Here is a 22,349-nt window from a genome sequence, read left to right as displayed (position 1 = left end):
TTCTATCGCACGAAGATCCTCATGGCAGCGTCGTGTCGAGCCAAAGGCCACGGGGACGAGGCGCATCGGGCCTCGGCTCAGCCAGCCACCAGGGAAGGCCGTCCTTCGCGGCCCGCACCGATGGCGATGCCTTAGACGCCCGAAGGTCGACGCGGCCGTCGCAGCGACAGCGCATCACGCCAACGAGATCGTGTTTCCGCCCGTTCTGGCCGCCCACAGCGCCAACCAGGCCCTGGCCTGCCATGTACGGCGGATCACCGCGGGCCGGCCCGGTCGCCGGGGCGCCGGACCAGATCACCTACATCGCCGACTCCCACCGTCCGACCCGCTGGTAAATCGCCGGCATGGGCAGGAAGCCGCCCCGCGCGCCTCACCGACCGGTAGAGCTGCACCGCGACGCTCCCTCCCGCCGTGCCTTCCGACACACGACAGGGAGAGGCGTTTGTCGGATGCGACCCTGACCCTGCGGTCGCCATGGGGGTGATTCAGTCAGGCGTCCGCGCCAGCACCAGGGCGAGGGCCGGGGGCCGAGACGAGCGCCGCGTGCGCGAGCAGGCCGGCGATCGCCTTCACGGCCGCGCATCAAGACTGCTCGACGTCCAGGTTCTCGTAGTGATCGCACAGGGCTCTGACACACCGGGCGAGCTTCCGCGCCACGGCCACGCGGACAGGAGGCGTGCAGCCGTCTCCGAGCCGCACCTTTCTCCTCGCTTCACCGACGCAGGCGAGCGCGCAGTGCCGCAGAGCGCTGTCCCGCAGCAGTCGCCCGGCTTTCGCCTCCACCTCGGGGATCAGCAGTTCCATGTGACCGCGCAGCATGGCGGTGAGTGTGTCCAGCTCGCATGGGGCTGGAGGCAGCGCGTCAGGCACGTCGTCGGGGCCCAGCAAGATGGCCGCCGTCTCGCGGATCGTTCCGATGTCCAGGGGCACGGTGGCATTGCCGCTCTCGGCCGTGGCGTTCACTGCTCGGCTGCCCGAGTCCTACGGCAGCCCGCGCAGCCGCACGCAGGAAGCGCCGTGCTCAGTGGCGGAGGCCCGTCGCTGGGCAGGACGTTGACCGTGCCGCGCTCCGCGATGACAGTGCCGTAGCGGTTCACGGTGTAGATCCGGATCGTCATGCCGCCCCGCGGGACGGCATCAGGTGAGGCGGTAACGTTCGCCATGTCGACGCTCCTCAGCAGCGTTGGCCGCGCCCGGGTCCGTGTCAGCGGTCGCCGGGCTTCGTCATGTCGGCAGCCGGTCACAACACGCCCGCTTTCGCGGCGTGCTGACGTAGCGCCAAAAAGAGACTGGACCGGTGGACCGGTCCAGTCAAGCCGCTTGAGTGAGCCACTACCCCATCGGGTATGTCTCGACCTCCTCGAAGACGGGTGACGGAGTGACGCCCTCTTCGCACACCAGCGGAAGATGATCCTGGTCATAGGCCGTGTGAACCACAACAGCCACGGCTGCCGGCTGTTCGACCTCCAACAGGCGGGCCTCCTCGTTACTGGCCAGGCGGACCGTGGTGACATCGACGCCTTCGCAGGGCGAACGGCCGGTTTCGCGGCGCACGTAGTGCGTGGTGCCCTCGGCGATCGGGCCCGGCAACGCCAGGCGGGGAGCCGCATCGGCGATATCGGGCGGGAACCAGGCGGTGACGACCGTCCCCGGCGAGCCGTCGTCCAACAGCACCAGACGCATACGACGCAGCGCGGTCTCGCCGGGTTGGAGACGGAGAGCTTCCACCACGTGCGCGGGCGGGACGCGCCGGTCGGGCATGCCCAGCCGCCGGTACGGCGCACCGCCCGCAACGCGACTGGAACCGGTCCGCCGACCGCCCGCGGGCCGCGCGACCGGTGTCTCCACGACCGTGAATCCGGTGCCTTGCCTGGCCTCGACCAGACCATCCGCCCTCAGCACGTCGTACGCCTTGACCACAGTGGCCCTGGACACGCCCCACTGTTCGGCGAGATCGCGCCCTGACGGCAGGATGTCGCCAGGGCCGTACTCACCCGACGCGATCCGGGCCCGTAGATCGTCGGCGATCTGCTCGTACTTCAGGAGGGGCATAAGGCATGTTTCCGATCACTGGACTGGTCCACTGCTCGGGAACCAGAATGCCCTCATGACACTCCCCGAGCTAGCGCCGGAGATCGTGAGGTTCTACACCGAGACCGTCGACGAGGCGGACAGGCTGAGCACCACGGCCGACGGATGCCTGGAGATGGTGCGCACCCAGGAGTTGCTGCGCCGGTATCTGCCAACGCCACCGGCCCGCGTTCTCGATGTCGGCGGCGGCCCCGGCGCCCATGCCCGATGGCTGGTCAGGGACGGTTACGACGTTCATCTCGTCGACCCGATCCCACGGCACGTCGAACAGGCCGAGAATTCCGGCGCCACTGTCGAAGTCGGCGATGCGCGCGAGCTCACCGCCGGGGACGGTTCGGTCGATGTCGTTCTGCTGCTCGGCCCGCTGTACCACCTGATCGACCGTGCCGACCGCGAGCGGGCGCTCGCCGAGGCCTACCGCGTGCTCAAGCCGGGCGGTGTGCTGGCAGCGGCCGGCATCAACCGGTACTCCAGTCTCTTCGAGCACGCCGCGTTCGCACACCTCCACAAAGAACCGATGCAGAAGAGCATCAGCCAGATCCTCGCATCCCAGACCCACGACGGGAGAAAGGCGTTCACAGCGGCCTACTTCCACAGTGGCGAGCAACTGCGCGACGAAGTGACCGCCGCCGGGTTCGACGACGCCGAGGTCTTCGGGATCGAAGGCCCGGCCTGGTCCATGCTCGCGGCGGCCGAGCGGAACACCGGCGGCGACTTCCGGGACACGGCTCTGTTCGCATCGGCGCTGACTGCGGCACGCATGGCCGAGCCGTACCCGGAGCTGCTGGCGGCGAGTTCGCATCTGTTGGTCGTCGGTCGGCGGACGGGCTGAGCCGGAGGTCAGCGCGGCGCCAGGCGCCACAGTGATGTCACCTCCCTCGCGCGGGCCGGGTGCAGGGGGTCGTTCGGGTCGGTCGCGCGGGGGTGGCGGGGGCGGGTGTCCGTGCGGGCCAGCACTCTCAGGCCCGCCTCCTCGATCGCCCCGAGCAGCTCGGCGCGGGTGCGCAGGCCCAGGTGTTCGGCCAGGTCGGAGAGGATCAGCCAGCCCTCGCCGCCGGGTTCCAGATGTGCGGGCAGGCCCGCGAGGAAGGCGTGCAGCATGGCGCCGCCGGGGTCGTAGACGCCCTGGTCGAGGGTGGAGGCGGGGCGCGCCGGGAGCCAGGGCGGGTTGCAGACGACCAGCGCGGCCCGGCCGGGCGGGTACAGGTCCGGGCCGGTGACCGTGACCCGGTCCGTGAGGCCGAGGCGGGTGAGGTTGTCCGTGGCACAGGCGCGGGCCCGTGGGCTGAGGTCGGTCGCGATGACCCGGCGCACGCCGCGCCGGGCCAGCACGGCGGCCAGCACACCGGTGCCGGTGCCCAGGTCGAAGGCGGTACCGCGCGGCGCGTTCGGGCTGACGCACCTGCCGGACACCGCACAGCCGGCGTCGGTTGCCGTAGCGGCTGCGGGCAGCGGTGCCTCGGTGACGAGGTCGACGTATTCGCCGCGTACGGGGGCGAAGACACCGTAGTGCGGGTGGATTCGGGCGCCTGCGCCGAGGGCCGGGACGGGGACGCCCTTCTCGCGCCACTGGCTCGCGCCCAGCACGCCCAGCAGTTCCCGGAGTGGGACGAGGGTGGGGCCGTCGGGCGCGCCGTAGGCGTCGGCGCAGGCGCGGCGGACGTCGGGGGCGCGGCGCAGGGCGAGGCTGTGGTCCGCTTCCAGGAGGACCAGCAGGCGGCCGAGGGTCCGGGCCCGGTGGGCGCGGAACCGGCGGTGGCGGTGGAAGGCGGCGGCCCGCGAGGGTGACGGTCCGGGTGCGGTCCCGGCCGGTGTGGGCGCCGGCCCCGGTGCCTTGCGGTCGATGCGGCGGGACAGCGCGGCCAGCAGGTGGCGGGCGCCGTGGTAGTCGCCCCGCCACAGCAGCGCCGTGCCCTCACAGGCGTGGCGGTACGCGGTGGTGGCGCGGATGCGGTTGTCCGCGACGATCAGCCGGCGGGGCGGCGGGAATCCGCTCTCAGAGTGCCAGCGGGCGGAAAAGGGTTCGCTGTCGGTCCGGTGGACCAGGGACACGGCATGCTCCTCGGGGGTGTGTTCCTGCGTGGGCGGGCACGAGGAACGCGTCGCCGAGGACCATGCCGAGTGTCATCAACTTCCCTTTCTGCAAGCCTGCCTTCAGGATACGGCCGGCGCGAGCGCGACCGGGCTGCGGCGGATCACCAGGGACATCAGGGCCGCCGCCGCGCACAGCGTGCCGGAGGCGTACCAGACGAGGTCGTAGGAGCCGAAGACGTCGCGGGCGAGGCCGCCGAGATAGGCGACGAGGGCCGCGCCGACCTGGTGGGAGGCGAGCACCCAGCCGAAGACGATGGCGCTGTCCTCGCCGTACTGCTCGCGGCACAGGGCCAGCGTCGGCGGCACGGTCGCCACCCAGTCGAGGCCGTAGAAGACGATGAAGAAGAGCATCGGGGGGTGGACCGCGGGGCCGAGGAGCATGGGGAGGAAGACCAGGGAGACGCCCCGCAGGGCGTAGTACACCGCCAGCAGGCGGCGCGGTTCGAAGCGGTCGGTGAACCAGCCGGAGGCGATCGTGCCGGCCACGTCGAACACGCCCACCACCGCGAGCAGCGAGGCCGCCGTCGTGACGGGCATGCCGTGGTCGTGCTCGGCGGGCACGAAGTGGGTCTGGACCAGGCCGTTGGTGGAGGCGCCGCAGATCGCGAAGGTGCCGGCGAGCAGCCAGAAGGTCCCGGTGCGGGCGGAGGACGAGAGCACCTTCAGGGTGCGGCGGGCGGCGCCCGTGACCGGCGCGGGCTTGGGTATGAACTCCCGTGCGCCGTAAGGCCTCTGGCCGATGTCGGCCGGGTGGTCGCGCAGCAGGATCCACACGAAGGGGACGACGGCGAGGGCGGCCAGGGCGACCGTCACGGCGGCCGGGCGCCAGCCGTGGTGCTCGGTCAGCCAGGACAGCACCGGCAGGAAGATCAGCTGGCCGGAGGCGGACGCGGCGGTGAGGATGCCGCTGACCAGGCCGCGGCGCTCGGTGAACCAGCGGTTGGTGACCGTCGCGGCGAACGCGAGGGCCATCGAACCCGACCCCAGGCCCACCAGCAGGCCCCAGCACAGCCACAGCTGCCAGGCCGCCGTCATCCACACGGTGAGGCCGGAGCCGGCGGCGATCACGGTCAGCGCGCCGGCGACCACCCGGCGGATGCCGAAGCGGTCCATCAGCGCGGCCGCGAAGGGGGCGGTGAGGCCGTAGAGCGCGAGGTTGAGGGAGACGGCCGCGCCGATCGTGCCGCGCGACCAGCCGAACTCCTGGTGCAGCGGATCGATGAGCAGGCCGGGCAGGGAACGGAAGGCGGCCGCGCCGATGATCGTGACGAAGGTGACGGCGGCGACGAACCAGGCGCGGTGCACGCGGCGGCGCCGGGCGGGCGGGGCCTGGACGGGGGCTGCGGCGGGGCTTGTCTGAGTCACGTCATTCAGCCTCCTTTCTCCATGAGCGCGCATCGAGTGGCCCGTAGGTCAGCATTCGCTAGGATCGGGCCATGACTGTCGATCGAGCCGTGAGCGCCGCCGACGGGTTCCGCCCGCACCGGGTCGCCGTCCTCGCCCTCGACGGCCTGCTCCCCTTCGAGCTGGGCATCCCGCACCGCATCTTCGGCCGCCCGAAGGACGAACGGGGCCGGCACCTGTACGAGGTCGTGACCTGCTCGGTACGGCCGCCCGGCCCGGTGGAGACCGACGCCGACTTCGCCATCCACGTCGCCCACGGCCCGGAGGCGCTCGCCGAGGCCGACACGGTGATCGTCCCGGCGTCGTACGAACTGGGCCCGGTCTTCGAGGAGGGCCGGCTCACCGCCGAGCTCGCCGCCGCCCTCGCCCGCATCCGCCCCGGCACCCGACTCGCCTCCATCTGCACCGGCGTCTACGTCCTCGCCGCCGCCGGACACCTCGACGGCCGCCCGGCGACCACGCACTGGGCCGACGCGGAGCGCTTCCAGCGGCTGTTCCCGAAGATCAAGGTGGACCCCGACGTGCTGTTCATCGACGACGGTGACGTCCTCACCTCGGCCGGGGTCGCCGCCGGCATCGACCTGTGCCTGCACATGGTGCGCGGCGACTTCGGTACGGCCGTCGCCAACGACGTCGCCCGGCGCACGGTCGTACCGCCGCACCGCGACGGCGGGCAGGCCCAGTACATCGAGCGCCCGGTCCCGGACCCGCAGCTGTCCACGACGACCACCGCCCGCGCCTGGGCGCTGGGCCGGCTGCACGAGCCCATCCAGCTGCGGGACATGGCCGGGCAGGAGGCCATGTCGGTACGCACCTTCACCCGCCGGTTCCGCGAGGAGGTCGGGGTCAGTCCCGGCCAGTGGCTCACCCAGCAGCGCGTCGAGCGCGCCCGGCACCTGCTGGAGACCACCGACCTGTCCATGGACCAGCTGGCCCGCGAGGCGGGCTTCGGCACGGCCCAGTCGATGCGCCAGCACCTGCAGCAGGCGCTCGGCGTGACGCCGACCGCCTATCGCAGGACGTTCCGGACCGGCGTCAGAACGTGAGCACGGCCCGCGCCACCCGCCCCGCCTCCGCGTCCTGCCGCGCCTTCTCGAAGTCCTCCACCGGATACACCGCGGTCACCAACTCGTCGAGCAGCAGGCGGCCTTGGCGGTACAGCCCGGCGTACAGGGCGATGTCCCGCTGGGGGCGCGAGGAGCCGTAGCGGCAGCCGAGGACTGACTTGTCCAGGTAGAGGGAGGAGACGAGGAAGGACGCCTCGGCCGTGGCCGGGGGGACGCCGAGCAGGATCGCCTGCCCGTGCCGGTCCAGGAGGTCGATCGCCTGCCGGATCAGTTCCACCCGGCCGACACACTCGAAGGCGTGGTCGGCGCCCGTGGGCAGGATGTCCCGCACGCCCTCCACGGAGGTCAGGAAGTCGGTGGCGCCGAACTGCCGGGCCACCTCCTCCTTGGCGGGGTTGGCGTCCACGGCGACGATCCTGAGCGCTCCCGCGAGCCGCGCCCCCTGCAGCACGTTCAGACCGATGCCGCCGGTCCCGATGACGACGACGCTGTCGCCCCGGTCCACCCGCGCCCGGTTCAGCACGGCCCCCACGCCCGTCAGCACCCCGCACCCGATCAGCGCGGCCGACGCCAGGGGGACGTCCTCCGGGATCCGTACCGCCTGCACGGCCCTGACGACCGTGCGTTCCGCGAACGCCGAGTTGGAGGCGAACTGGTGGACCAGCCCTGACGTGCCCGCCGTGCCCCGCGTGAACGGCTTCCCGGGCCGCCCGATCGCCTGCCGGCACATCGTCGGCCGGCCCCGGTCGCAGTCCGCGCACGTGCCGCAGTTGGCGAGCGTGGACAGCGCCACATGGTCGCCGGGCGCGACATGGGTGACGGCCGCGCCGACCGCCTCGACCACCCCGGCGCCCTCGTGTCCCAGCACCACCGGCACCGGGAAGGGAATGGTGCCGTCCACCACGGACAGGTCGCTGTGGCACAGCCCGGCCGCCGCGACGGCGACCAGCACCTCACCGGGCCCCGGCTCCCGCACGGCCAGGTCGTCCACGACCTCGACCCGCTTGCCGTCGAACACCACACCACGCATCACACGGCCCCCTTGGGCTCTCTGGGCAGACCGAGCACGCGCTCGGCGATGATCGTGCGCTGGATCTGGTCCGAGCCGCCGTAGATCGTGTCGGCCCGGGAGAAGAGGAACAGGTGCTGGTCCGCGTCGAGTTCGTACGGCGCCGAGGGCGACCAGTCCGCGGGGCCGACGGCGGCCCGCGCCCCGCGCACCTGTACGGCCAGCTCCCCCAGCCGCTGGTGCCAGCCGCCCCACAGCAGCTTGGCCACGCTGGGCGCGCCCGGGCCGGCCGGTCCGCCGAGGGTGCGCAGCGCGTGCCGGCGCATGGTCCACAGCTCGGCCCACTGCCGCACGAGCCGCGCCCGTACGACGGGATCGCGCACCGCGCCGCTCGCCACGGCCGCGCGGACGACACCGGCCAGTTCCTCGGCGAACCCGATCTGCTGGGCGAGCGTCGACACCCCCCGCTCGAACCCGAGCAGGCTCATCGCCACCTCCCAGCCGCGGCCCTCCGACCCGACGACGTGCTCCACGCGCGCGTACGCCCCGTCGAAGAAGACCTCGTTGAAGTCGCTGGTGCCGGTCATCTGCCGGATGGGGCGGATCTCGATCCGGCCGGGCTGGTCCATGGGGACGAGCAGGAAGCTGAGCCCCTGGTGGCGGCGGGAGTCCGGGTCGGTGCGGGCCAGCACGAAGCACCAGTCGGCCTCGTGGGCGAGGGAGGTCCAGATCTTCTGGCCGGTGATCCGGTAGCGGTCGCCGTCCCGGACCGCCGCGGTGCGCACCCCGGCCAGGTCGGAGCCGGCGCCGGGCTCGCTGTAGCCCTGGCACCACAGTTCCTCGCCGGCCGCGATCGGGGGCAGGAAACGGGACTTCTGCTCCGCGGTGCCGTGGGCGATGAGGGTGGGGGCGAGCAGGTTCTCCCCGATGTGCCCGGAGCGCGGGGGCGCGGGCGACCGGGCGTACTCCTCGGCCCACACGACCTGCTGCGTGAGGCCGGCCGTACGGTTGCCGTATCCCGTCTCCTGCCAGCCGAGGCCTATCCAGCCGGATCGGCCGAGGGTGCGTTCCCAGGTACGGCGGTCCGTTGCCGGGGCGGCGTTGCCGGCCAGCCAGGCCCGGACCTCGGTGCGGAACTCCTCGTCCTCTTGGCTGAACCCGAAATCCATGAAACCCCCTCGGCTCGAGCGCCCGGAAGGGGCGCGGGGAACTGCGCGAGCGACCACAACGACCCGCGGCCGCCGGACTGGAACGCCTCCGAGCTACTGGGCGTTCGGCCGAGTACCGCTCCGCGCCGCCTCTTCCATGGCCAGGAGCTGGGACAGCATCGGCATCGGGTCCACCCCCACGGACCCCGGCAGCACCTCGGCGATCCGCCCGGGCGTCCAGGGCCCCTCCCCGTAGACCGACCGCAGTTCACGCGGCTGGGCCCACACCGCGATCTTCGGCCCCGCGACGGTGTACACCTGTCCGGTGACGCCCTGCGCGGCGGCCCCGTCGGAGAGCAGGTACACGACCAGCGCGGCCACGTCCTCCGGCTCGCCGATCTCCGTCAGCTCCATGGGGACGTTCGCCGACATCCGCGTACGGGCCACCGGTGCCACCGCGTTCGCGGTCACGCCGTACTTGTGCAGGCCCAGCGCCGCGCTCCGCACGAGCGAGATGATCCCGCCCTTGGCCGCGCTGTAGTTGGCCTGGGACACCGACCCCTGGTGGTTGCCGCTGGTGAACCCGATCAGCGTGCCGGAGCGCTGCCCGCGCATCACCGCGGACGCCGCCCGGAAGACGGTGAAGGTGCCCTTGAGGTGGGTGGCGACCACCGGGTCCCACTCCTCCTCGGTCATGTTGAACAGCATGCGTTCGCGCAGGATCCCGGCCACGCACACGACCCCGTCCAGCCGGCCGTACGCCGACACGGCCGTGTCGACGACCCGCTGCCCGCCCGCCATCGTGGAGATGTCGTCGGCGACCGCGACCGCCTCGCCGCCCGCCGCCTCGATCTCCTTGACGACCGCCTCGGCGACCTCGCTGGTGGGCGAGGCGCCGTCCACGGCGACGCCGTAGTCGTTGACCACGACCTTCGCCCCTTCGGCGGCGGCGGCCAGCGCGACCGCCCGGCCGATGCCGCGTCCGGCGCCCGTCACGGCGACGGCCTTTCCTGCCAAGAAGTTCCCCACGCCCGGCCCCTTCCCGCGGTTTCTGACGGTCCGTTAGATTCTATGGCGCGTCGGTCGCGCGGACACAAGCCCCGGGGAGGCACCGGATGGCACTGCCCAAGGAGTTCCACGAGATCGCGCGGCGCGTGAACAACTGGGGGCGCTGGGGGCCCGACGACGAGATCGGCACGCTGAACCTGATCACGGACGAGGTCGTACGCCGGGCCGCGGCCGGGATCCGCACCGGCCGCCGGGTCCCCCTCGCGCTCCCGCTGCAGCAGGACGGGGTGCAGACCGGCATGATCCCCGGCCGCGTCAACCCGCTCCACACCATGATCCAGATCAACCAGGAGCTGTTCGGGCCGGGCACGGTGGCGTGCAGCGACGACGCGGTGACCATGGGCCTGCAGGCGGGCACCCACTGGGACGCCCTCACCCATGTCTCGCACTCGGGGAAGCTCTACAACGGCCGCCCGGCGCACTCGGTCACCGCGCACGGCGGTGCCGGGTTCGGGGGGATCGACAAGGCGCGGCACATCGTCTCGCGCGGGGTGTTGCTGGACGTGGCGCGGGCGCGGGGCGTGGACCGCCTGGCGGGGGACCACGCGGTCACGCCGGAGGATCTGGAGACGGCGGAGGAGTTCGGCGGGGTGCGGGTGCGGGCCGGGGACATCGTGCTCGTCCGCACCGGGCAGGTGCAGGTGTATCTGGCCGGGGACAAGCATGGGTACGGCTACCCCTCACCGGGGCTGTCGCTCCGTACGCCGGAGTGGTTCCACGCGCGCGATGTGGCGGCGGTCGCGAACGACACGCTCACGTTTGAGATGTTTCCGCCCGAGACGGAGAATCTCTGGCTGCCGGTGCACGCCCTGGACCTGGTGGAGATGGGCATGCTCCAGGGCCAGAACTGGAATCTCGAAGAGTTGTCCACAGCCTGTGGAGAAACGGGGCGGTACGCGTTCCTGCTGTCGGCGATGCCCGAGCCGTTCGTCGGCGCGACGGGGACGCCCGTGGCACCGGTCGCCATCCTCTGACCAGCGCGGCAGGAGACCCTGACGGACCGGCCGGCGGCGCGCCTCCCCCACGGTCACGCGCGCGCCGCCCACCGGGTGCGACCCACACTCGGCGAGGGCCGCCGTCACCCAGGCCCTCGCCGTCCCCTCGCGGCGAATCGTCGCCCACCAGCGTGATCAGGTGCTCACGGGTCGTCAACGCCGGTACGGGGATTTGTTACGTACGCCCTGTTCACGGCACCCGCGCACGGATGCATCCCCGGCGCACCACCACTCCGGGCGCTACACCGCCTCGAAGGCGAGACCCTCGTACGCGGACAGTCCGCCCCCGTACGCCATCGCTGCGCTCTCTCCGGGCTGCGAACAGCGGTCCAGTTCGCACCAGATGCTCTTGCCGGCACCTTCCGGGCTCCAGCCCCAGCGATCCGCCAGGCAGTCCACGAGGGCCAGGCCACGGCCGCCGGTGGCGTCACTGCCGGCGCAGCGCGGCACCGGGGCGCGCGAGGAGCGGTCGGCCACCTCGACGCGCACCGTGGCCGCCGCGGGCGTCTCGGAGCCGTCCGCCGTCTCGACCCGGTCCGTCACCTCGGGCGTGCCGGCCGGCCCGTCCGCCGCACCTGGCAGGGAGAGCCGCAGCACGGCCGTGTGACCGGTGTGCACCACGGCGTTGGTCACCAGCTCGGAGACGAGCAGGATCAGGGTCTCGGCCAGCGGCTCGTCGGCCTCTATCCCGAGGCCCGCGAGCCGGGAGCGGGCCCATCTCCGCGCCCGGCCCACCTCCGTGGGGTCGGGCCGGATCTCCAGCTGCACTTGAAGCACCTGCACCGCTCACACCATCCGAACCGGCGGACACATGACCCCACGCCGAGCAGCCGCCGCGGACGATGCCGCGGCGACGGTCAGGAGGGCCACGATCGTAGCCATTTTCTGCATGGCCAGAACAACGGCCAGAGCAAGGGTCACGGAACGTGAGTCCCTTACGCGACAGCATGGTTGACGTACAGTCACCCCAACAAGCGCTTCGGGCATATTCCAGCGCGAAGGAGTACGCCCGAGGCATACTGTGCGACGCTCGTCCCGGGGAGTCGAACGGGCGTCGGCCGCAGCCACAACCGCCCCGCGAGCAGCGGCGCGCACCGCGCGACCCGGCATCGCCCCAGGGGCATCGCCGGCCCGGCTCGTGCTCACAGCCACTCGCATCCCACACAAGGTACCGGAGCGGACACGCGACTCCGGGATGCGACGAGTCCCGGAATGGACACAACCCGGTATCGACGCTCCGTGACACCGACGTGCCACGATCCGCGACATCTTGGGCCAAGGCTTTTCCGTCGACGCAGCCCAGGGCGTCGACGGCCACTCAGGCCGCCAGTCGAGCGGCGAGGAACTCCTCACTCTCCGTACCCCCGCCGCCACGCTGGGCCCGCACCCAGGCCCGCTTGAGATACAGGTGCACGTCCGCCTCCCAGGTGAACCCCATGCCGCCGTGCACCTGGAGGCAGTCACGGGCACCGCGCACGGCGGCCTCGTCGGCGAGCAGCCGGGCGGCGGCGACGTCCGCCGGGTCGGCGGTGACGGCGGCCGCGTAGACGGCGACGCGGGCGGTCTCCGTTCGCACCAGCAGGTCCGCGCACAGGTGCTTGACCGCTTGGAAGGCGCCGACGGGCCGGCCGAACTGCTCACGGGTGCGGGCGTGTTGCACGGCGAGCTCCTGTACGCGCACGGCGGTGCCGAGCTGTTCCGCGGCGGTGAGGAGGGTGGCCAGGACACGACCACCGGCGGGTGCCGCGGCGGCGGGAACCCGGTGCAGGGGCGTGAGCGGGTCCAGCGATCGCAGTGGTACGGCTCCGGCCGACTCGCCCCGCACCACGTCCGCCGCGTCCAGCCACTCCACCAGCCCCCCGTCCACAGCCGTCACGACCGTCTCGCCGGTGGCGGCGCCCGGGACGGTTCCGGCTGCGAGGTGGGTGGCCACGAGCGGGCCCGGGAGCAGGGCACGGCCCGCCTCCTCGAAGGCCAGCACCGCTTCCGGCAGGCCCAGTCCGACCCCGCCGTCCGCCTCGGGCAGCCGCAGGGCGAAGAAGCCGGCCTCGCCGAGCGCCCGCCACAGCGCCCGGTCGAGCCGCCCCGGCGCGTCGACGGCCGCACGCAGCGCCTCCCGCCCGAAGCGCCGGTCCAGCAACTCCCGCACGCCTGACTTCAACGCCTGCTGGTCCTGGCTGAGTTGGAAACGCATGCTCCTCATCTCCCCTTCGGCAGACCGAGGATCCGCTCCGCCACGATGTTGCGCTGGATCTGCGAGGTGCCGGCGGCGATCGTGTACGACAGGGACGACAGGCGGTCGAGGACCCAGGCCCGGTCCAGGTCGAGGGCGTCCGGGCCGAGCACGCCGGCCGCGGTGTCGTACAGCTCCTGGCGGGCGTGCGAGTAGCGGAGTTTGAAGACCGAGCCGCCGACGCCCGGCACTCCCCCGCTCGCCTCCGCCTCGCTCACGTTCCACTGGGTCAGCCGCCACAGCGCCCGGAACTCCGCCTCCAGCCGCCCGAGCCGGCGCCGCAGCACGGGGTCGTCCCAGCGTCCGTTCTCCCGGGCGGCCCGGGCGAGTTCGCGCAGCACCCGGCGGCAGGCGACGACCTCGCCGACGAAGGCCGTGCCGCGTTCGAAGGACAGGGTCACCATGGTCACGCGCCAGCCGTCGTTCTCCGCGCCCACCCGGTTGGCCACCGGCACCCGGACCTCGTCCAGGAACACCTCGGCGAACTCCGCCGACCCCGCGAGCGTGCGCAGCGGCCGCACGGTGACGCCCGGAGCGTCCATGGGCATCGCCAGCCAGGTGATCCCCCGGTGCCTGGGCGCCCGGGGGTCCGTACGGACCAGCAGTTCGCACCAGTCGGCGACCTCGGCATGGGAGGTCCAGATCTTGGACCCGGTGACCACGTAGTCGTCGCCGTCGCGCCACGCGCGCGTGCGCAGCGCGGCGAGGTCGGAGCCGGCGCCCGGTTCGCTGAACCCCTGGCACCACACCTCCTCGCCGCGCAGGATCGGCGCCAGCCAGCGCGCCCGCTGCTCCACGGTGCCTTCGGCCGCGATGGTCGGGCCGGCGTGCAGCAGCCCGACGAAGTTCGCGCCCACGTAGGGTGCGCCCGCCTTCTCCGTCTCCTCCAGGAAGATCAGCCGACGGGTCGGCGAGGCGTCCCAGTGCACGTCGGCGTACCCGGCGTCGTACAGCATCCGCTGCCAGCCGAGGTCGTACGCCCTGCGTCCGGGCCAGTCGTCCGGCGACGGCTTCGCCGGAAGCGTGGGCAGCACCTTGCCGAGCCACTCCCTCAGCCTCGCCCGGAACTCCTCCTCCTCGGGCGTGCGGGACAGGTCCACTAGCGGTCCAGGTCCAGGCCGAGCATGCGGATCGCGTTGCCCCGCATCAGCTTGTGGACCGTCTCGTCGTCCAGGCCCTTCACATGGTCGAGGGCGACCTCCTTGGTGTGCGGGAAGGTCGAGTCGACGTGCGGGTAGTCGGTCTCGAAGGTGGCGTTGTCCCTCCCCACCACGTCCAGCGAGGCGACACCGTGCCTGTCGCGGAAGAAGCAGCAGAAGACCTGCCGGTAGTAGTACGTCGACGGCGGCTCGGGGATCAGGTCCCTGACCCCGCCCCAGGCGCGGTGCTCCTCCCACACGTCGTCGGCGCGTTCCAGGGCGTAGGGGATCCAGCCCATCTGCCCCTCGGAGTAGGCGAGGGTGAGCCGGGGGAACTTCACCAGGACCCCGCTGAAGAGGTAGTCCATCATCGAGGCCATCGCGTTGTTGAAGCTGAGCGAGGCCTGGACGGCGGGCGGGGCGTCCGGGGAGGCGGCGGGCATCTGCGAGCTGCTGCCGATGTGCATGTTGACGACCGTGCCCGTCTCCTGGCAGACGGCGAAGAACGGGTCCCAGTAGCCGGAGTGGATGGAGGGCAGCCCGAGGTGGGTGGGGATCTCGGAGAAGGTGACGGCCCGCACCCCGCGCGCGGCGTTGCGCCGGATCTCCGCGACCGCCAGCTCCACGTCCCACAGGGGGATCAGGCACAGCGGGATGAGCCGGCCGCCGCTGTCCCCGCACCACTCCTCCACCATCCAGTCGTTGTAGGCGCGCACACAGGCGAGGGCGACCTCCTTGTCGTGGGCCTCGGCGAAGGTCTGCCCGCAGAAGCGGGGGAAGGTCGGGAAGCAGAGGCTGGCCTCGACGTGGTTGAGGTCCATGTCCGCGAGGCGCGCCTTCGGGTCCCAGCAGCCGCGTCGCATCTGCTCCCTGGTGATGCCCTCCAGCGTCATCTCGTCCCGGTCGAAGCCGACGGCGGCGATGTTGCGCTTGTAGGGGAACTTCAGGTCCTCGTAGATCCACCAGTCCGTCGGCTGGCCCTCCGGGTCCATGGTGATCTGGTACTTGCCGCCGACGTAGGCCAGCTCGCCGATCCCGGCGGTCAGCGGTTTGGGCCCCCGGTCCCGGTACCTGGCCGGCAGCCAGGTCTCGAAGAGGTGGGCGGGCTCGATCACATGGTCGTCGACGCTGATGATGCGGGGCAGTTCGGTCATGGTTCCCCTCGCGTTCCCCTCCGTCGGACAGGGTCCGGACGACTACTTATCTGATGACCCGTCAGATAGCATGACAGCTGACGGTTCGTCAGCCAAGTCGGTCAGGGGGCACCCGTGCACGACACCCCGCAGTCCCTGAGCTCCGCCCGCACGCTGTGGGACCTGGTCGCCCGCCGCGCCGCCCTCACCCCCGACCGCCCGGTCCTGCTCCAGGAGGACCGCACCCTCACCTTCGGTGAGCTGCGCGCGCGTGCCGAGCGGGTGGCGGCCGGCCTGTACGGCATGGGCGTGCGCCCCGGCACGGTGGTCGCCTGGCAGCTGCCCACCCGCATCGAGACGGCCCTGCTGTCCTTCGCGCTGGCCCGCCTGGGCGCCGTACAGTCCCCGGTGATCCCCTTCTACCGGGACCGCGAGGTCGGCTTCGCGCTGAGGGAGTCGAAGGCGGAGTTCTTCGCGGTTCCCGGCGTGTGGCGGGGCCACGACCACACGGAGATGGCTCGACGGCTCGGCGCGAAGGGCGTCTTCGAGGCGTACGGCACCCTCCCCGACGGCGACCCGTCGACGCTCCCCGCCCCGCCCGCCGAGGGCACCTCGGTCCGCTGGATCTACTGGACCTCGGGCACCACCTCCGACCCCAAGGGCGTGCTGCACACCGACCGCTCCCTCATCGCCGGCGGCTCCTGCCTCGCCCACGCCCTGCGCCTGACCCCGGACGACGTCGGCTCGATGGCCTTCCCGTACGCCCACATAGCGGGCCCCGACTACACGGTGATGCTGCTGCTGTACGGCTTTCCCGCGGTGATGTTCGAGCACTTCGCACTGCCGGACGCCCTTGCGGAGTACCGGCGGCACCGGGTGACGGTGGCCGGCGGCTCCACCGCCTTCTACTCCATGTTCCTGGCCGAACAGCGCAAGCAGCCGGGCTCGAAGGTGATCCCCTCCCTGCGCCTGCTCGCGGGCGGCGGCGCACCCAAGCCGCCGGAGGTCTACCACGCGGTGGTCCGCGAGATGGGCGTCCAGCTCACCCACGGCTACGGCATGACCGAGGTCCCGATGATCACCATGGGCGATCCCCGGGACACCCCGGAGAACCTGGCCACCACCGAGGGCCGCCCGCCGTCCGGCATGGAGGTCCGGATCGTCGACGGCGAGGTGCGCCTGCGCGGCGAGGCCGTCTGCCGGGGCTATCTGGATCCCGCGCAGACGGCCACCGCGTTCGACCCCGACGGCTTCCTGCGCACCGGCGACCTGGGCCGGGTCACGGACTCGGGCCACCTGGTCCTCACCGGCCGCCTGAAGGACGTGATCATCCGCAAGGGCGAGAACATCTCGGCCAGGGAGATCGAGGACCTGCTCGCCGCCCACCCGTCGGTCGCCGACGTGGCGGTGATCGGCCTGCCGGACGCCGAACGCGGGGAGCTGGTCTGCGCGGTGGTGGAACAGCCGCCGGGCACGCCCGGGCTGACCTTGGCGACGGTGGTCTCGCACCTGCGCTCGGCGGGCCTCTCGGTGCACAAACTTCCCGAGCGGCTGGAGGTGGTGGAGGCGCTGCCCCGGAACGACACCCTGCGGAAGGTGCTGAAGTACAAGCTCCGGGAGCGGTTCTCCCAGCGGGGTCCCGAGGACTCCGCCGACCCGGTCACGACCCCTTCGTCTCCTCGCGCAGCAGCCAGGAGACGACGGCCCTGACGGCACCGGAGACGGCCGCGCCCGGCAGGGCGAGCGCCGCCTTGTGGAAGTCCTTGCGGTTCATGGTCTCCGGAGCCGAAGCGAACGGGCGACGGCTCAACTCCGGTGTGCCACCGCCGTGTTGCACCAAGGACGCGGGCAGGGACGAGGAGCCGCTGTCGGGGGAGCTGCTGCCCGCCGACGGCACGCCCGGCGCGGCGGCCGCGGCGCTCGCGTTGAAACCGATCCCCGGCCACGTCGTGGGGGACCGCCGGGCCCTGGCCGAGGAACTGCGCCGGTGTTTCGTGGTGCTCTCGACCACCGTGCGCAGCTACTGCGTCAGCCGGCCCTGCACCGCGAGCAGCGTGAGCCGTTACCTGAGCGGCGGGCGACCAGCAGCCGTGCCGGGGAGGACAGCGCCCGGAGGACGAACTGGCCACCGCGCTGCGCGAGAAGAGGGTGGCCCGGACACAGGCCGACGTCATGGCCGCGGCGCTGCAGGAGTCCCGGGAGTGTTTCGCCGCGGGGGAGGCGGAACGACAGGCGCTCGTGCAGGCGGCGGCCGACCGGCGGACCACCGAGGCCGAGCCGGCGGTGTTGAGGGCGCTCAACGCCGTCGGCCGTGTCCCGGACGCCGTCCAGCTGGGCCGGGAGCCTTGCCGGCCGCCCGGGCCGCGCTCGGCGGGGAGCATCCGCTGACGCTGTCCTGCCAGATGGGGCTCGCCGCCGACCTGCGCGCCGCGCGCGGGGACGACGAGGCCGGCGGGCTGGAGACGGACGCCGTGGACGCCCTGTGCCGCACGCTGGGCTCGGACCACTGGCGGGCCGTGGACGCCCGCTCACGCCGGCGGCCGTACTGGGACTTCGAACCGGACCTGGGCTGACCGGCGGCCGTGTGCTACTCCGGCACCGTGAAGTACCGGGCGAAGGCCGGGATGACGTCGGGTTCGGTGATGGTGCCGTCGGTGTCGGTGTCGAGGGCGGCGGCGACGGTGTCGGCGATGTCGGCCGGGACGTGCAGGACCCGCAGGACGCGGGCCGTGTCGGCGAGTGTGATGCGGCCGTCGGCGTCCGTGTCGGCGACCGCGAGGGCCGCGTGCAGGAAGGGGCGGGCGATCTCGGCGAAGCGCTCGGGGTTGTCGCGCAGGCGCTTGACGGCGCCGGTGACGAACTCCTCGCGGGTGATGCGCTGGTCGCCGTCCCGGTCCGCGATTCCGGCCATGCCCTGCCAGAACGCCTCCGCGCCGGCGTAGAGCGCCTGCCCCTTGTCGGAGCGGGCGGTCACGGAGAACTCGGCGAGGAGCGCCTTGGCCGCCGCGCTGAAGTCCTCCCGGTCGATCCAGCCGTTGCCGTCCTGGTCGAAGCCGGCGAACCGGGCGGCGATCCTGCGCTCGTACTCGGTGCTGACCATGTCTGTTCGGGCCGCCTTACCTGTGCGTCGTACGGGTACGTCCAACGGGTGCGTCGTGCGGGTGCGTGACTGACCTGGCGGGAGCGTATGACGCGGGGGGCCGTTGGACGACGGGAACGGGGCGGTTGTGCCAAGACCGGGGGAATTCTGCGACAACTGTGTGGCTCTGCCGCGAAGACACCGCCGAAGAACACCGCCGAAGGACACCGGCGGCACTCACGCGGAGAGCGGGTCCGCCTCGTCGGTCGTCGCGGAGGCGAGGTCGGGCCGGACGTCGAAGAGCCGGCGCACGCCGAGCGCACCGAGGACCCGGTTGACGTGCGAGCCGTCGTCGGCGCCCCGGTCGGGCAGGATGAGCCGGAGCCGGCCCTGGCAGGAGCGGATGAGCCGGCGGGCGGCGATGAGGACGCCGACCCCGCTGGAGTCGCAGAAGAACACGTCGGAGAGGTCCACGACGAGACTGTGGTGCCCGTCGGCGACGACGTCGTGCACACGTTGGCGCAAAACCGGCGACGTCATCAGGTCCAGTTCCCCGGACACCCGGAGCACGGCCCACTCGCCCTGTTCGACGCCGGTCACGTTGAATGCCACGTCCCTGCCCCTCCGCTCGCCGGAACTCCCGGAACCGCCCGGAAACGGAAGCAGTTCCTACGCTTGCTTCCGCGCGGCTGCCCAGCGGCCGTTCCCTGAAACGTCGGGCAGCAAACTAGCCGTGATCAGCAATGCGCTTATTTCGGTCACTACCGATCCTGTTCGATCAGGGATGCGCACAGCTTGTGTGAAGGTTATGTGAAAAGGGCACTATCACCAGCGGCGCTTCGCGGGGCGCACATTGACACAAAGGGGCGTGCACTGTCAGAGGTGCCGACTACATTCGGGAAGACGGTGCAGACAGGCTGGACGGGCCGGACACGGGTGAGGGGAGGGGACCGCATGGCCACGAAGAACGTACCGCCCCGCTGGGACCGCAAGATGCAGCAGCGGCTCGCACGCGGTGAGGCGGCCGCCCTGGGCGAGATGTACGACCGGTTCGCCTCACTCGTGCACGGCCTCGCCCACCGCGTCCTCGGCGACGAGAAGGCCGCCGACACCCTGACCCGCGAGGTCTTCGCCCACCTGTGGGAGCACCCCGAGACCTACGACCCCCAAAAGGGCCCGCTGCGCACCTGGGTCGCCGGGGTGACCCACCGGCTCGCCGTGCAGCGGCTGCGCGACAGCGAGACCGCGGCACTGCCACAGGGCGGCGGCTCCCTGGCGGAGCTGGAGCGCAAGGTGCGCCGCGCCTCGGTCGCCGCCCGCGCCGACTACATCGTCCACTCGATGCCCGCCCCGCTGCGCCGCGCCCTCGACCTGGCCTACTTCCAGCGCCGCGACTACCGCCAGACCGCCACCGACCTCGGCGTCACCGAGGACGAGGCGCGCCGCCGGCTCCGCCTCGGCCTGCAACTGCTCTCCACCGCCCACGACGCCGGGACACCGCCGGAACACGGAGGTGCGGCGTGAGCGGAGCGGGACGGTTCGAGGCATCCGACGGGCACGAGGAAGGAGAGGCACGCGAGCGGCAGTCCCGGCAGCACGGCGGGGGACACGAGGACGCGGGCGCCCGGGGTGGCCACGGTCACAGCGGCGAGGGCGCCGGCGGTGGCTCGGGGCCGACGCCGCCCGGCACCGGCGGACCCGGGCCGGAACTCCCGCCGCGCATACCGACGCCCCGCGCCTCCGTCGAGGACAGCGGGCTTGCGCTGCCCGACCTCGCCGGCCCCCCGCCCGTGCCGCTCGACCTCCCGCACGACGTCCTGAAGTCCCTCCTCGGCGCCTGGGCACTGGCCGCCTGCTCGGCGGCGGAGACGGCGGCCGTCGAGGACCACCTGGGCTCGTGCGGCAGTTGCGCCGACGAGGCCCGCCGGCTGCGCGAGGCGGTCGGCCTGCTGCACCGGCCGGAGAGCCTCGACCTGGACCCCGGACTGCGCACCCGCGTCCTGGAGAGCTGCCTGGAGCGCCGGCCGCCGCGCATACCCGTGCCCCCGTGGGCGGCGCCGTACGACGCCGAGACCGCCCGGCTGGACGCCCTGCTGCAGGACTTCGGGGAGGCGGAGTGGCATGCGCCGGTGCGGCTGCGGTGGTTCGCGGCCGACGCGGCGCAGAACCGGCGTACGACCGTGGCCGGCGTGATCGCCCACCTGCTGTCCGTGGACGGCCTGGTCGCGGTCGCGCTCGGCCTCGACGACCCACTGGCCGAGGTCGCGGGGGTGGCGGAGCGGCACGCGACGGGCCCGGCCGGGCGCACCGAGGCCTACTGGCAGACCTCCCACTTCCCGCCGACCCGCTCGGTGCGGGGCCCCTGGCGGGAGCAGAGCCACAGCCTGGTGCGGACGGCGTCCTTCACGGGCGGCCAGGCGGGCGGACTCGCCGTGTCCTACGACGACTTCGAACTGCCGCTGCACGACGCGATGCTGGACCGCGCCTTCGAGTGCTGGGTGCACGCCGAGGACATCGCGGAGGCGGTGGACTACCCGTACCAGCCGCCCGCGCCGCGCCATCTGAACAAGATGATCGACTTCGCCGCCCGGATGCTGCCCGCCGCCCTGGCGATGCGGCGACAGACCGGGCTGGCGTCACCGGCCCGCGGCCGCCATCTCGGCCTCGCCGGCGAGCCCGGCCGAAGTCTCCGTCTGGAGATCGAGGGTGCGGCGGGCGGCGAGTGGCTGATCCCGCTGGACTCCCCGGCGGCGGTGGGCTCCGCGGACCTGGAGGTGGCCCATGTGGCGCTGGACGACGTGGAGTTCTGCAGGCTGGCCGCCGGCCGGGTGTCGCCGGAGGGGGCTGCCGCGGGACAGGTGGGCGACCGGGACGCGATCAGGGAGGTGCTGCTGGCGACGGCCGGGTTGAGCCGGATGTAGGGGCGGGCTGCCGGTTGCGCGGGCGCTCCTACGCGAACACCACCGTGCGGCGCCCGTTGAGCAGGATCCTCCGCTCCGCATGCCACTTCACCGCTCGCGCCAGCGCCTGGCACTCCACGTCCCGCCCGATGGCGACGAGCTGGTCCGGCGTGACATCGTGCCCCACCCGCTCGACCTCCTGCTCGATGATCGGCCCCTCGTCCAGGTCGGCGGTGACGTAGTGCGCCGTCGCCCCGATCAGCTTCACACCCCGCGCATGCGCCTGGTGGTACGGCTTGGCGCCCTTGAAGCTCGGCAGGAAGGAGTGGTGGATGTTGATGATCCGGCCGCTGAGCTGCTTGCACAGGTCGTCCGAGAGGACCTGCATGTAGCGGGCGAGGACGACCAGTTCGACGCCGTGCTCGCGCACGATGTCCAGCAGCTTCGCCTCGGCCTCCGCCTTCGTGTCCCTCGTCACCGGGATGTGGTGGAAGGGAATGTTGTACGACCCCACCAGCTCTTCGAATTCGGTGTGGTTGGAGACCACGCCCACGATCTCGACCGGCAGCGCGCCGATCCGGGCCCGGAACAGCAGGTCGTTCAGGCAGTGGCCGAACTTGCTGACCATCAGCACGATGCGCATCCTCGCGTCGGCCCGGTTGATCTGCCAGTCCATGTGGAAGGAGTCACCGATCGCCGCGAAGCTCGCCCGCAGCTTCTCCACCGTCACCGGCGCCTCGGCCGAGAAGTGGACGCGCATGAAGAACAGACCCGTGTCGTGGTCGCCGAACTGCTGGCTGTCCTCGATGTTGCAGCCGGTCATGAACAGGTAGCTCGACACGGCGTGCACGATGCCCTGCTTGTCCGGGCAGGAGAGGGTGAGGACGTACTGGTCGGCCGGTGCGGCGGCGGGCGCGGACTGCTCGTTCATGCACTAAAGGTTCCCACACCGCGTCGCCGCCGTGGGCCCTCGTCCCGCAGGGCGGGAC

24 protein-coding genes are annotated in these 22,349 nt (G+C 72.3%); 8 read left to right on the top strand and 16 right to left on the bottom strand.

The features are described 5' to 3' along the window. Nucleotides 1-582: 582 nt before the first annotated feature. The 3 genes from ACZ7HQ_RS19825 to ACZ7HQ_RS19815 all read right to left on the bottom strand — a co-directional run bounded on the left by ACZ7HQ_RS19825 (nt 583) and on the right by ACZ7HQ_RS19815 (nt 2,052). A complete protein-coding gene (locus tag ACZ7HQ_RS19825; RefSeq protein WP_470991202.1) occupies nt 583-963 on the bottom strand; it encodes a DUF6415 family natural product biosynthesis protein in 381 nt (126 codons plus the stop codon). Then, nucleotides 960-1,163 carry a hypothetical protein gene (locus ACZ7HQ_RS19820; RefSeq protein ID WP_470991200.1) on the bottom strand — a complete coding sequence of 68 codons (204 nt, stop codon included), beginning with the start codon at nt 1,161-1,163 and terminating at the stop codon, nt 960-962. Before ACZ7HQ_RS19820 ends, ACZ7HQ_RS19825 begins: the two co-directional genes overlap by 4 nt. Before the next feature lie 169 nt (nt 1,164-1,332). After that, complete coding sequence (locus ACZ7HQ_RS19815) at nt 1,333-2,052, bottom strand: GntR family transcriptional regulator (protein WP_470991198.1); 720 nt, start codon at nt 2,050-2,052, stop codon at nt 1,333-1,335. Between the two features lie 55 nt (nt 2,053-2,107). On the opposite strand from ACZ7HQ_RS19815, the gene ACZ7HQ_RS19810 reads away from it, so the two are divergent. Beyond that, nucleotides 2,108-2,923 (top strand): class I SAM-dependent methyltransferase, encoded by an 816-nt coding sequence (locus ACZ7HQ_RS19810; protein ID WP_470991196.1) that lies wholly within the window; start codon nt 2,108-2,110, stop codon nt 2,921-2,923. Nucleotides 2,924-2,931: 8 nt separating this feature from the next. Here the strand turns inward: ACZ7HQ_RS19810 and ACZ7HQ_RS19805 are convergent, their stop codons facing one another. Together ACZ7HQ_RS19805 and ACZ7HQ_RS19800 are read right to left on the bottom strand one after the other, a co-directional pair. Beyond that, nucleotides 2,932-4,143, bottom strand: coding sequence for a methyltransferase (locus tag ACZ7HQ_RS19805; protein ID WP_470991194.1), 1,212 nt, complete (start codon nt 4,141-4,143; stop codon nt 2,932-2,934). A gap of 102 nt (nt 4,144-4,245) precedes the next feature. Further along, nucleotides 4,246-5,550, bottom strand: a complete 1,305-nt coding sequence (locus ACZ7HQ_RS19800) for an MFS transporter (protein ID WP_470991191.1) — start codon at nt 5,548-5,550, stop codon at nt 4,246-4,248. A gap of 71 nt (nt 5,551-5,621) precedes the next feature. Between ACZ7HQ_RS19800 and ACZ7HQ_RS19795 the strand changes: the two genes are divergently transcribed. Beyond that, on the top strand, nt 5,622-6,635 hold the full coding sequence (locus ACZ7HQ_RS19795) for a GlxA family transcriptional regulator (protein WP_470991188.1): 1,014 nt from the start codon (nt 5,622-5,624) through the stop codon (nt 6,633-6,635). Here ACZ7HQ_RS19795 and ACZ7HQ_RS19790 read toward each other — a convergent pair. The 3 genes from ACZ7HQ_RS19790 to ACZ7HQ_RS19780 form a co-directional block, all read right to left on the bottom strand. Beyond that, the gene (locus tag ACZ7HQ_RS19790) at nt 6,625-7,686 is read right to left on the bottom strand and encodes a Zn-dependent alcohol dehydrogenase (protein ID WP_470991186.1); all 1,062 of its coding nucleotides are present in this window, start codon (nt 7,684-7,686) and stop codon (nt 6,625-6,627) included. The genes ACZ7HQ_RS19795 and ACZ7HQ_RS19790 overlap by 11 nt on opposite strands. Further along, a complete protein-coding gene (locus tag ACZ7HQ_RS19785) occupies nt 7,686-8,834 on the bottom strand; it encodes an acyl-CoA dehydrogenase family protein (RefSeq protein ID WP_470991184.1) in 1,149 nt (382 codons plus the stop codon). Before ACZ7HQ_RS19785 ends, ACZ7HQ_RS19790 begins: the two co-directional genes overlap by 1 nt. Nucleotides 8,835-8,927: 93 nt before the next feature. Continuing rightward, nucleotides 8,928-9,842, bottom strand: a complete 915-nt coding sequence (locus tag ACZ7HQ_RS19780; RefSeq protein ID WP_470991182.1) for an SDR family NAD(P)-dependent oxidoreductase — start codon at nt 9,840-9,842, stop codon at nt 8,928-8,930. An 86-nt stretch (nt 9,843-9,928) separates the two neighbouring features. Here ACZ7HQ_RS19780 and ACZ7HQ_RS19775 point away from each other — a divergent pair, with 86 nt between their 5' ends. Next, on the top strand, nt 9,929-10,855 hold the full coding sequence (locus ACZ7HQ_RS19775; RefSeq protein WP_470991180.1) for a cyclase family protein: 927 nt from the start codon (nt 9,929-9,931) through the stop codon (nt 10,853-10,855). A gap of 261 nt (nt 10,856-11,116) precedes the next feature. On the opposite strand, the gene ACZ7HQ_RS19770 is transcribed toward ACZ7HQ_RS19775, so the two are convergent. The 4 genes from ACZ7HQ_RS19770 to ACZ7HQ_RS19755 all read right to left on the bottom strand — a co-directional run bounded on the left by ACZ7HQ_RS19770 (nt 11,117) and on the right by ACZ7HQ_RS19755 (nt 15,402). Continuing rightward, nucleotides 11,117-11,644 (bottom strand): ATP-binding protein, encoded by a 528-nt coding sequence (locus ACZ7HQ_RS19770; RefSeq protein WP_470992224.1) that lies wholly within the window; start codon nt 11,642-11,644, stop codon nt 11,117-11,119. 550 nt (nt 11,645-12,194) lie between these two features. Next, entirely contained in the window at nt 12,195-13,070 is an 876-nt protein-coding gene (locus tag ACZ7HQ_RS19765; protein ID WP_470991178.1) for an acyl-CoA dehydrogenase family protein, read from the bottom strand. A 5-nt stretch (nt 13,071-13,075) separates the two neighbouring features. Then, a complete protein-coding gene (locus tag ACZ7HQ_RS19760) occupies nt 13,076-14,209 on the bottom strand; it encodes an acyl-CoA dehydrogenase family protein (protein WP_470991176.1) in 1,134 nt (377 codons plus the stop codon). Next, a complete protein-coding gene (locus ACZ7HQ_RS19755) occupies nt 14,209-15,402 on the bottom strand; it encodes an amidohydrolase family protein (protein WP_470991174.1) in 1,194 nt (397 codons plus the stop codon). Before ACZ7HQ_RS19755 ends, ACZ7HQ_RS19760 begins: the two co-directional genes overlap by 1 nt. A gap of 114 nt (nt 15,403-15,516) precedes the next feature. Here ACZ7HQ_RS19755 and ACZ7HQ_RS19750 point away from each other — a divergent pair, with 114 nt between their 5' ends. Beyond that, a complete protein-coding gene (locus tag ACZ7HQ_RS19750; protein ID WP_470991172.1) occupies nt 15,517-17,091 on the top strand; it encodes a class I adenylate-forming enzyme family protein in 1,575 nt (524 codons plus the stop codon). Here ACZ7HQ_RS19750 and ACZ7HQ_RS19745 read toward each other — a convergent pair. Next, entirely contained in the window at nt 17,042-17,392 is a 351-nt protein-coding gene (locus ACZ7HQ_RS19745; RefSeq protein WP_470991170.1) for a hypothetical protein, read from the bottom strand. The genes ACZ7HQ_RS19750 and ACZ7HQ_RS19745 overlap by 50 nt on opposite strands. 137 nt (nt 17,393-17,529) lie before the next feature. Between ACZ7HQ_RS19745 and ACZ7HQ_RS19740 the strand changes: the two genes are divergently transcribed. Beyond that, nucleotides 17,530-17,769: a hypothetical protein gene (locus ACZ7HQ_RS19740; RefSeq protein ID WP_470991168.1), complete on the top strand. Its 240-nt coding sequence runs from the start codon at nt 17,530-17,532 to the stop codon at nt 17,767-17,769. Continuing rightward, nucleotides 17,727-17,954 carry a hypothetical protein gene (locus ACZ7HQ_RS19735; RefSeq protein ID WP_470991166.1) on the top strand — a complete coding sequence of 76 codons (228 nt, stop codon included), beginning with the start codon at nt 17,727-17,729 and terminating at the stop codon, nt 17,952-17,954. The genes ACZ7HQ_RS19740 and ACZ7HQ_RS19735 overlap by 43 nt, the downstream gene beginning before the upstream one ends. Nucleotides 17,955-17,968: 14 nt before the next feature. On the opposite strand, the gene ACZ7HQ_RS19730 is transcribed toward ACZ7HQ_RS19735, so the two are convergent. Further along, entirely contained in the window at nt 17,969-18,481 is a 513-nt protein-coding gene (locus ACZ7HQ_RS19730) for an EF-hand domain-containing protein (RefSeq protein WP_470991165.1), read from the bottom strand. Between the two features lie 216 nt (nt 18,482-18,697). Then, nucleotides 18,698-19,072 (bottom strand): STAS domain-containing protein, encoded by a 375-nt coding sequence (locus ACZ7HQ_RS19725; protein ID WP_470991163.1) that lies wholly within the window; start codon nt 19,070-19,072, stop codon nt 18,698-18,700. A 342-nt stretch (nt 19,073-19,414) separates the two neighbouring features. Here ACZ7HQ_RS19725 and ACZ7HQ_RS19720 point away from each other — a divergent pair, with 342 nt between their 5' ends. Together ACZ7HQ_RS19720 and ACZ7HQ_RS19715 are read left to right on the top strand one after the other, a co-directional pair. Continuing rightward, a complete protein-coding gene (locus ACZ7HQ_RS19720; RefSeq protein ID WP_470991161.1) occupies nt 19,415-19,984 on the top strand; it encodes a sigma-70 family RNA polymerase sigma factor in 570 nt (189 codons plus the stop codon). Next, entirely contained in the window at nt 19,981-21,381 is a 1,401-nt protein-coding gene (locus ACZ7HQ_RS19715; RefSeq protein WP_470991159.1) for a zf-HC2 domain-containing protein, read from the top strand. The genes ACZ7HQ_RS19720 and ACZ7HQ_RS19715 overlap by 4 nt, the downstream gene beginning before the upstream one ends. 28 nt (nt 21,382-21,409) lie before the next feature. On the opposite strand, the gene purU is transcribed toward ACZ7HQ_RS19715, so the two are convergent. Continuing rightward, nucleotides 21,410-22,291, bottom strand: a complete 882-nt coding sequence (gene purU / locus ACZ7HQ_RS19710) for a formyltetrahydrofolate deformylase (protein WP_470991157.1) — start codon at nt 22,289-22,291, stop codon at nt 21,410-21,412. Nucleotides 22,292-22,349: the final 58 nt, after the last annotated feature.

The organism is Streptomyces sp. NPDC037290, from assembly GCF_055603245.1.
Note: the sequence above shows the minus strand (reverse complement) of the source record. Positions and strands in the feature narration are given on the sequence as shown.

What these genes read in the sequence shown, in the direction of transcription:
- ACZ7HQ_RS19820 (WP_470991200.1), bottom strand. Translation starts at nt 1,163, where the DNA reads ATGGCGAACGTTACCGCCTCACCTGATGCCGTCCCGCGGGGCGGCATG.
- ACZ7HQ_RS19815 (WP_470991198.1), bottom strand. Translation starts at nt 2,052, where the DNA reads ATGCCCCTCCTGAAGTACGAGCAGATCGCCGACGATCTACGGGCCCGG.
- ACZ7HQ_RS19810 (WP_470991196.1), top strand. Translation starts at nt 2,108, where the DNA reads ATGACACTCCCCGAGCTAGCGCCGGAGATCGTGAGGTTCTACACCGAG.
- ACZ7HQ_RS19795 (WP_470991188.1), top strand. Translation starts at nt 5,622, where the DNA reads ATGACTGTCGATCGAGCCGTGAGCGCCGCCGACGGGTTCCGCCCGCAC.
- ACZ7HQ_RS19790 (WP_470991186.1), bottom strand. Translation starts at nt 7,686, where the DNA reads ATGCGTGGTGTGGTGTTCGACGGCAAGCGGGTCGAGGTCGTGGACGAC.
- ACZ7HQ_RS19785 (WP_470991184.1), bottom strand. Translation starts at nt 8,834, where the DNA reads ATGGATTTCGGGTTCAGCCAAGAGGACGAGGAGTTCCGCACCGAGGTC.
- ACZ7HQ_RS19775 (WP_470991180.1), top strand. Translation starts at nt 9,929, where the DNA reads ATGGCACTGCCCAAGGAGTTCCACGAGATCGCGCGGCGCGTGAACAAC.
- ACZ7HQ_RS19765 (WP_470991178.1), bottom strand. Translation starts at nt 13,070, where the DNA reads ATGCGTTTCCAACTCAGCCAGGACCAGCAGGCGTTGAAGTCAGGCGTG.
- ACZ7HQ_RS19755 (WP_470991174.1), bottom strand. Translation starts at nt 15,402, where the DNA reads ATGACCGAACTGCCCCGCATCATCAGCGTCGACGACCATGTGATCGAG.
- ACZ7HQ_RS19730 (WP_470991165.1), bottom strand. Translation starts at nt 18,481, where the DNA reads ATGGTCAGCACCGAGTACGAGCGCAGGATCGCCGCCCGGTTCGCCGGC.
- ACZ7HQ_RS19720 (WP_470991161.1), top strand. Translation starts at nt 19,415, where the DNA reads ATGGCCACGAAGAACGTACCGCCCCGCTGGGACCGCAAGATGCAGCAG.
- purU (WP_470991157.1), bottom strand. Translation starts at nt 22,291, where the DNA reads ATGAACGAGCAGTCCGCGCCCGCCGCCGCACCGGCCGACCAGTACGTC.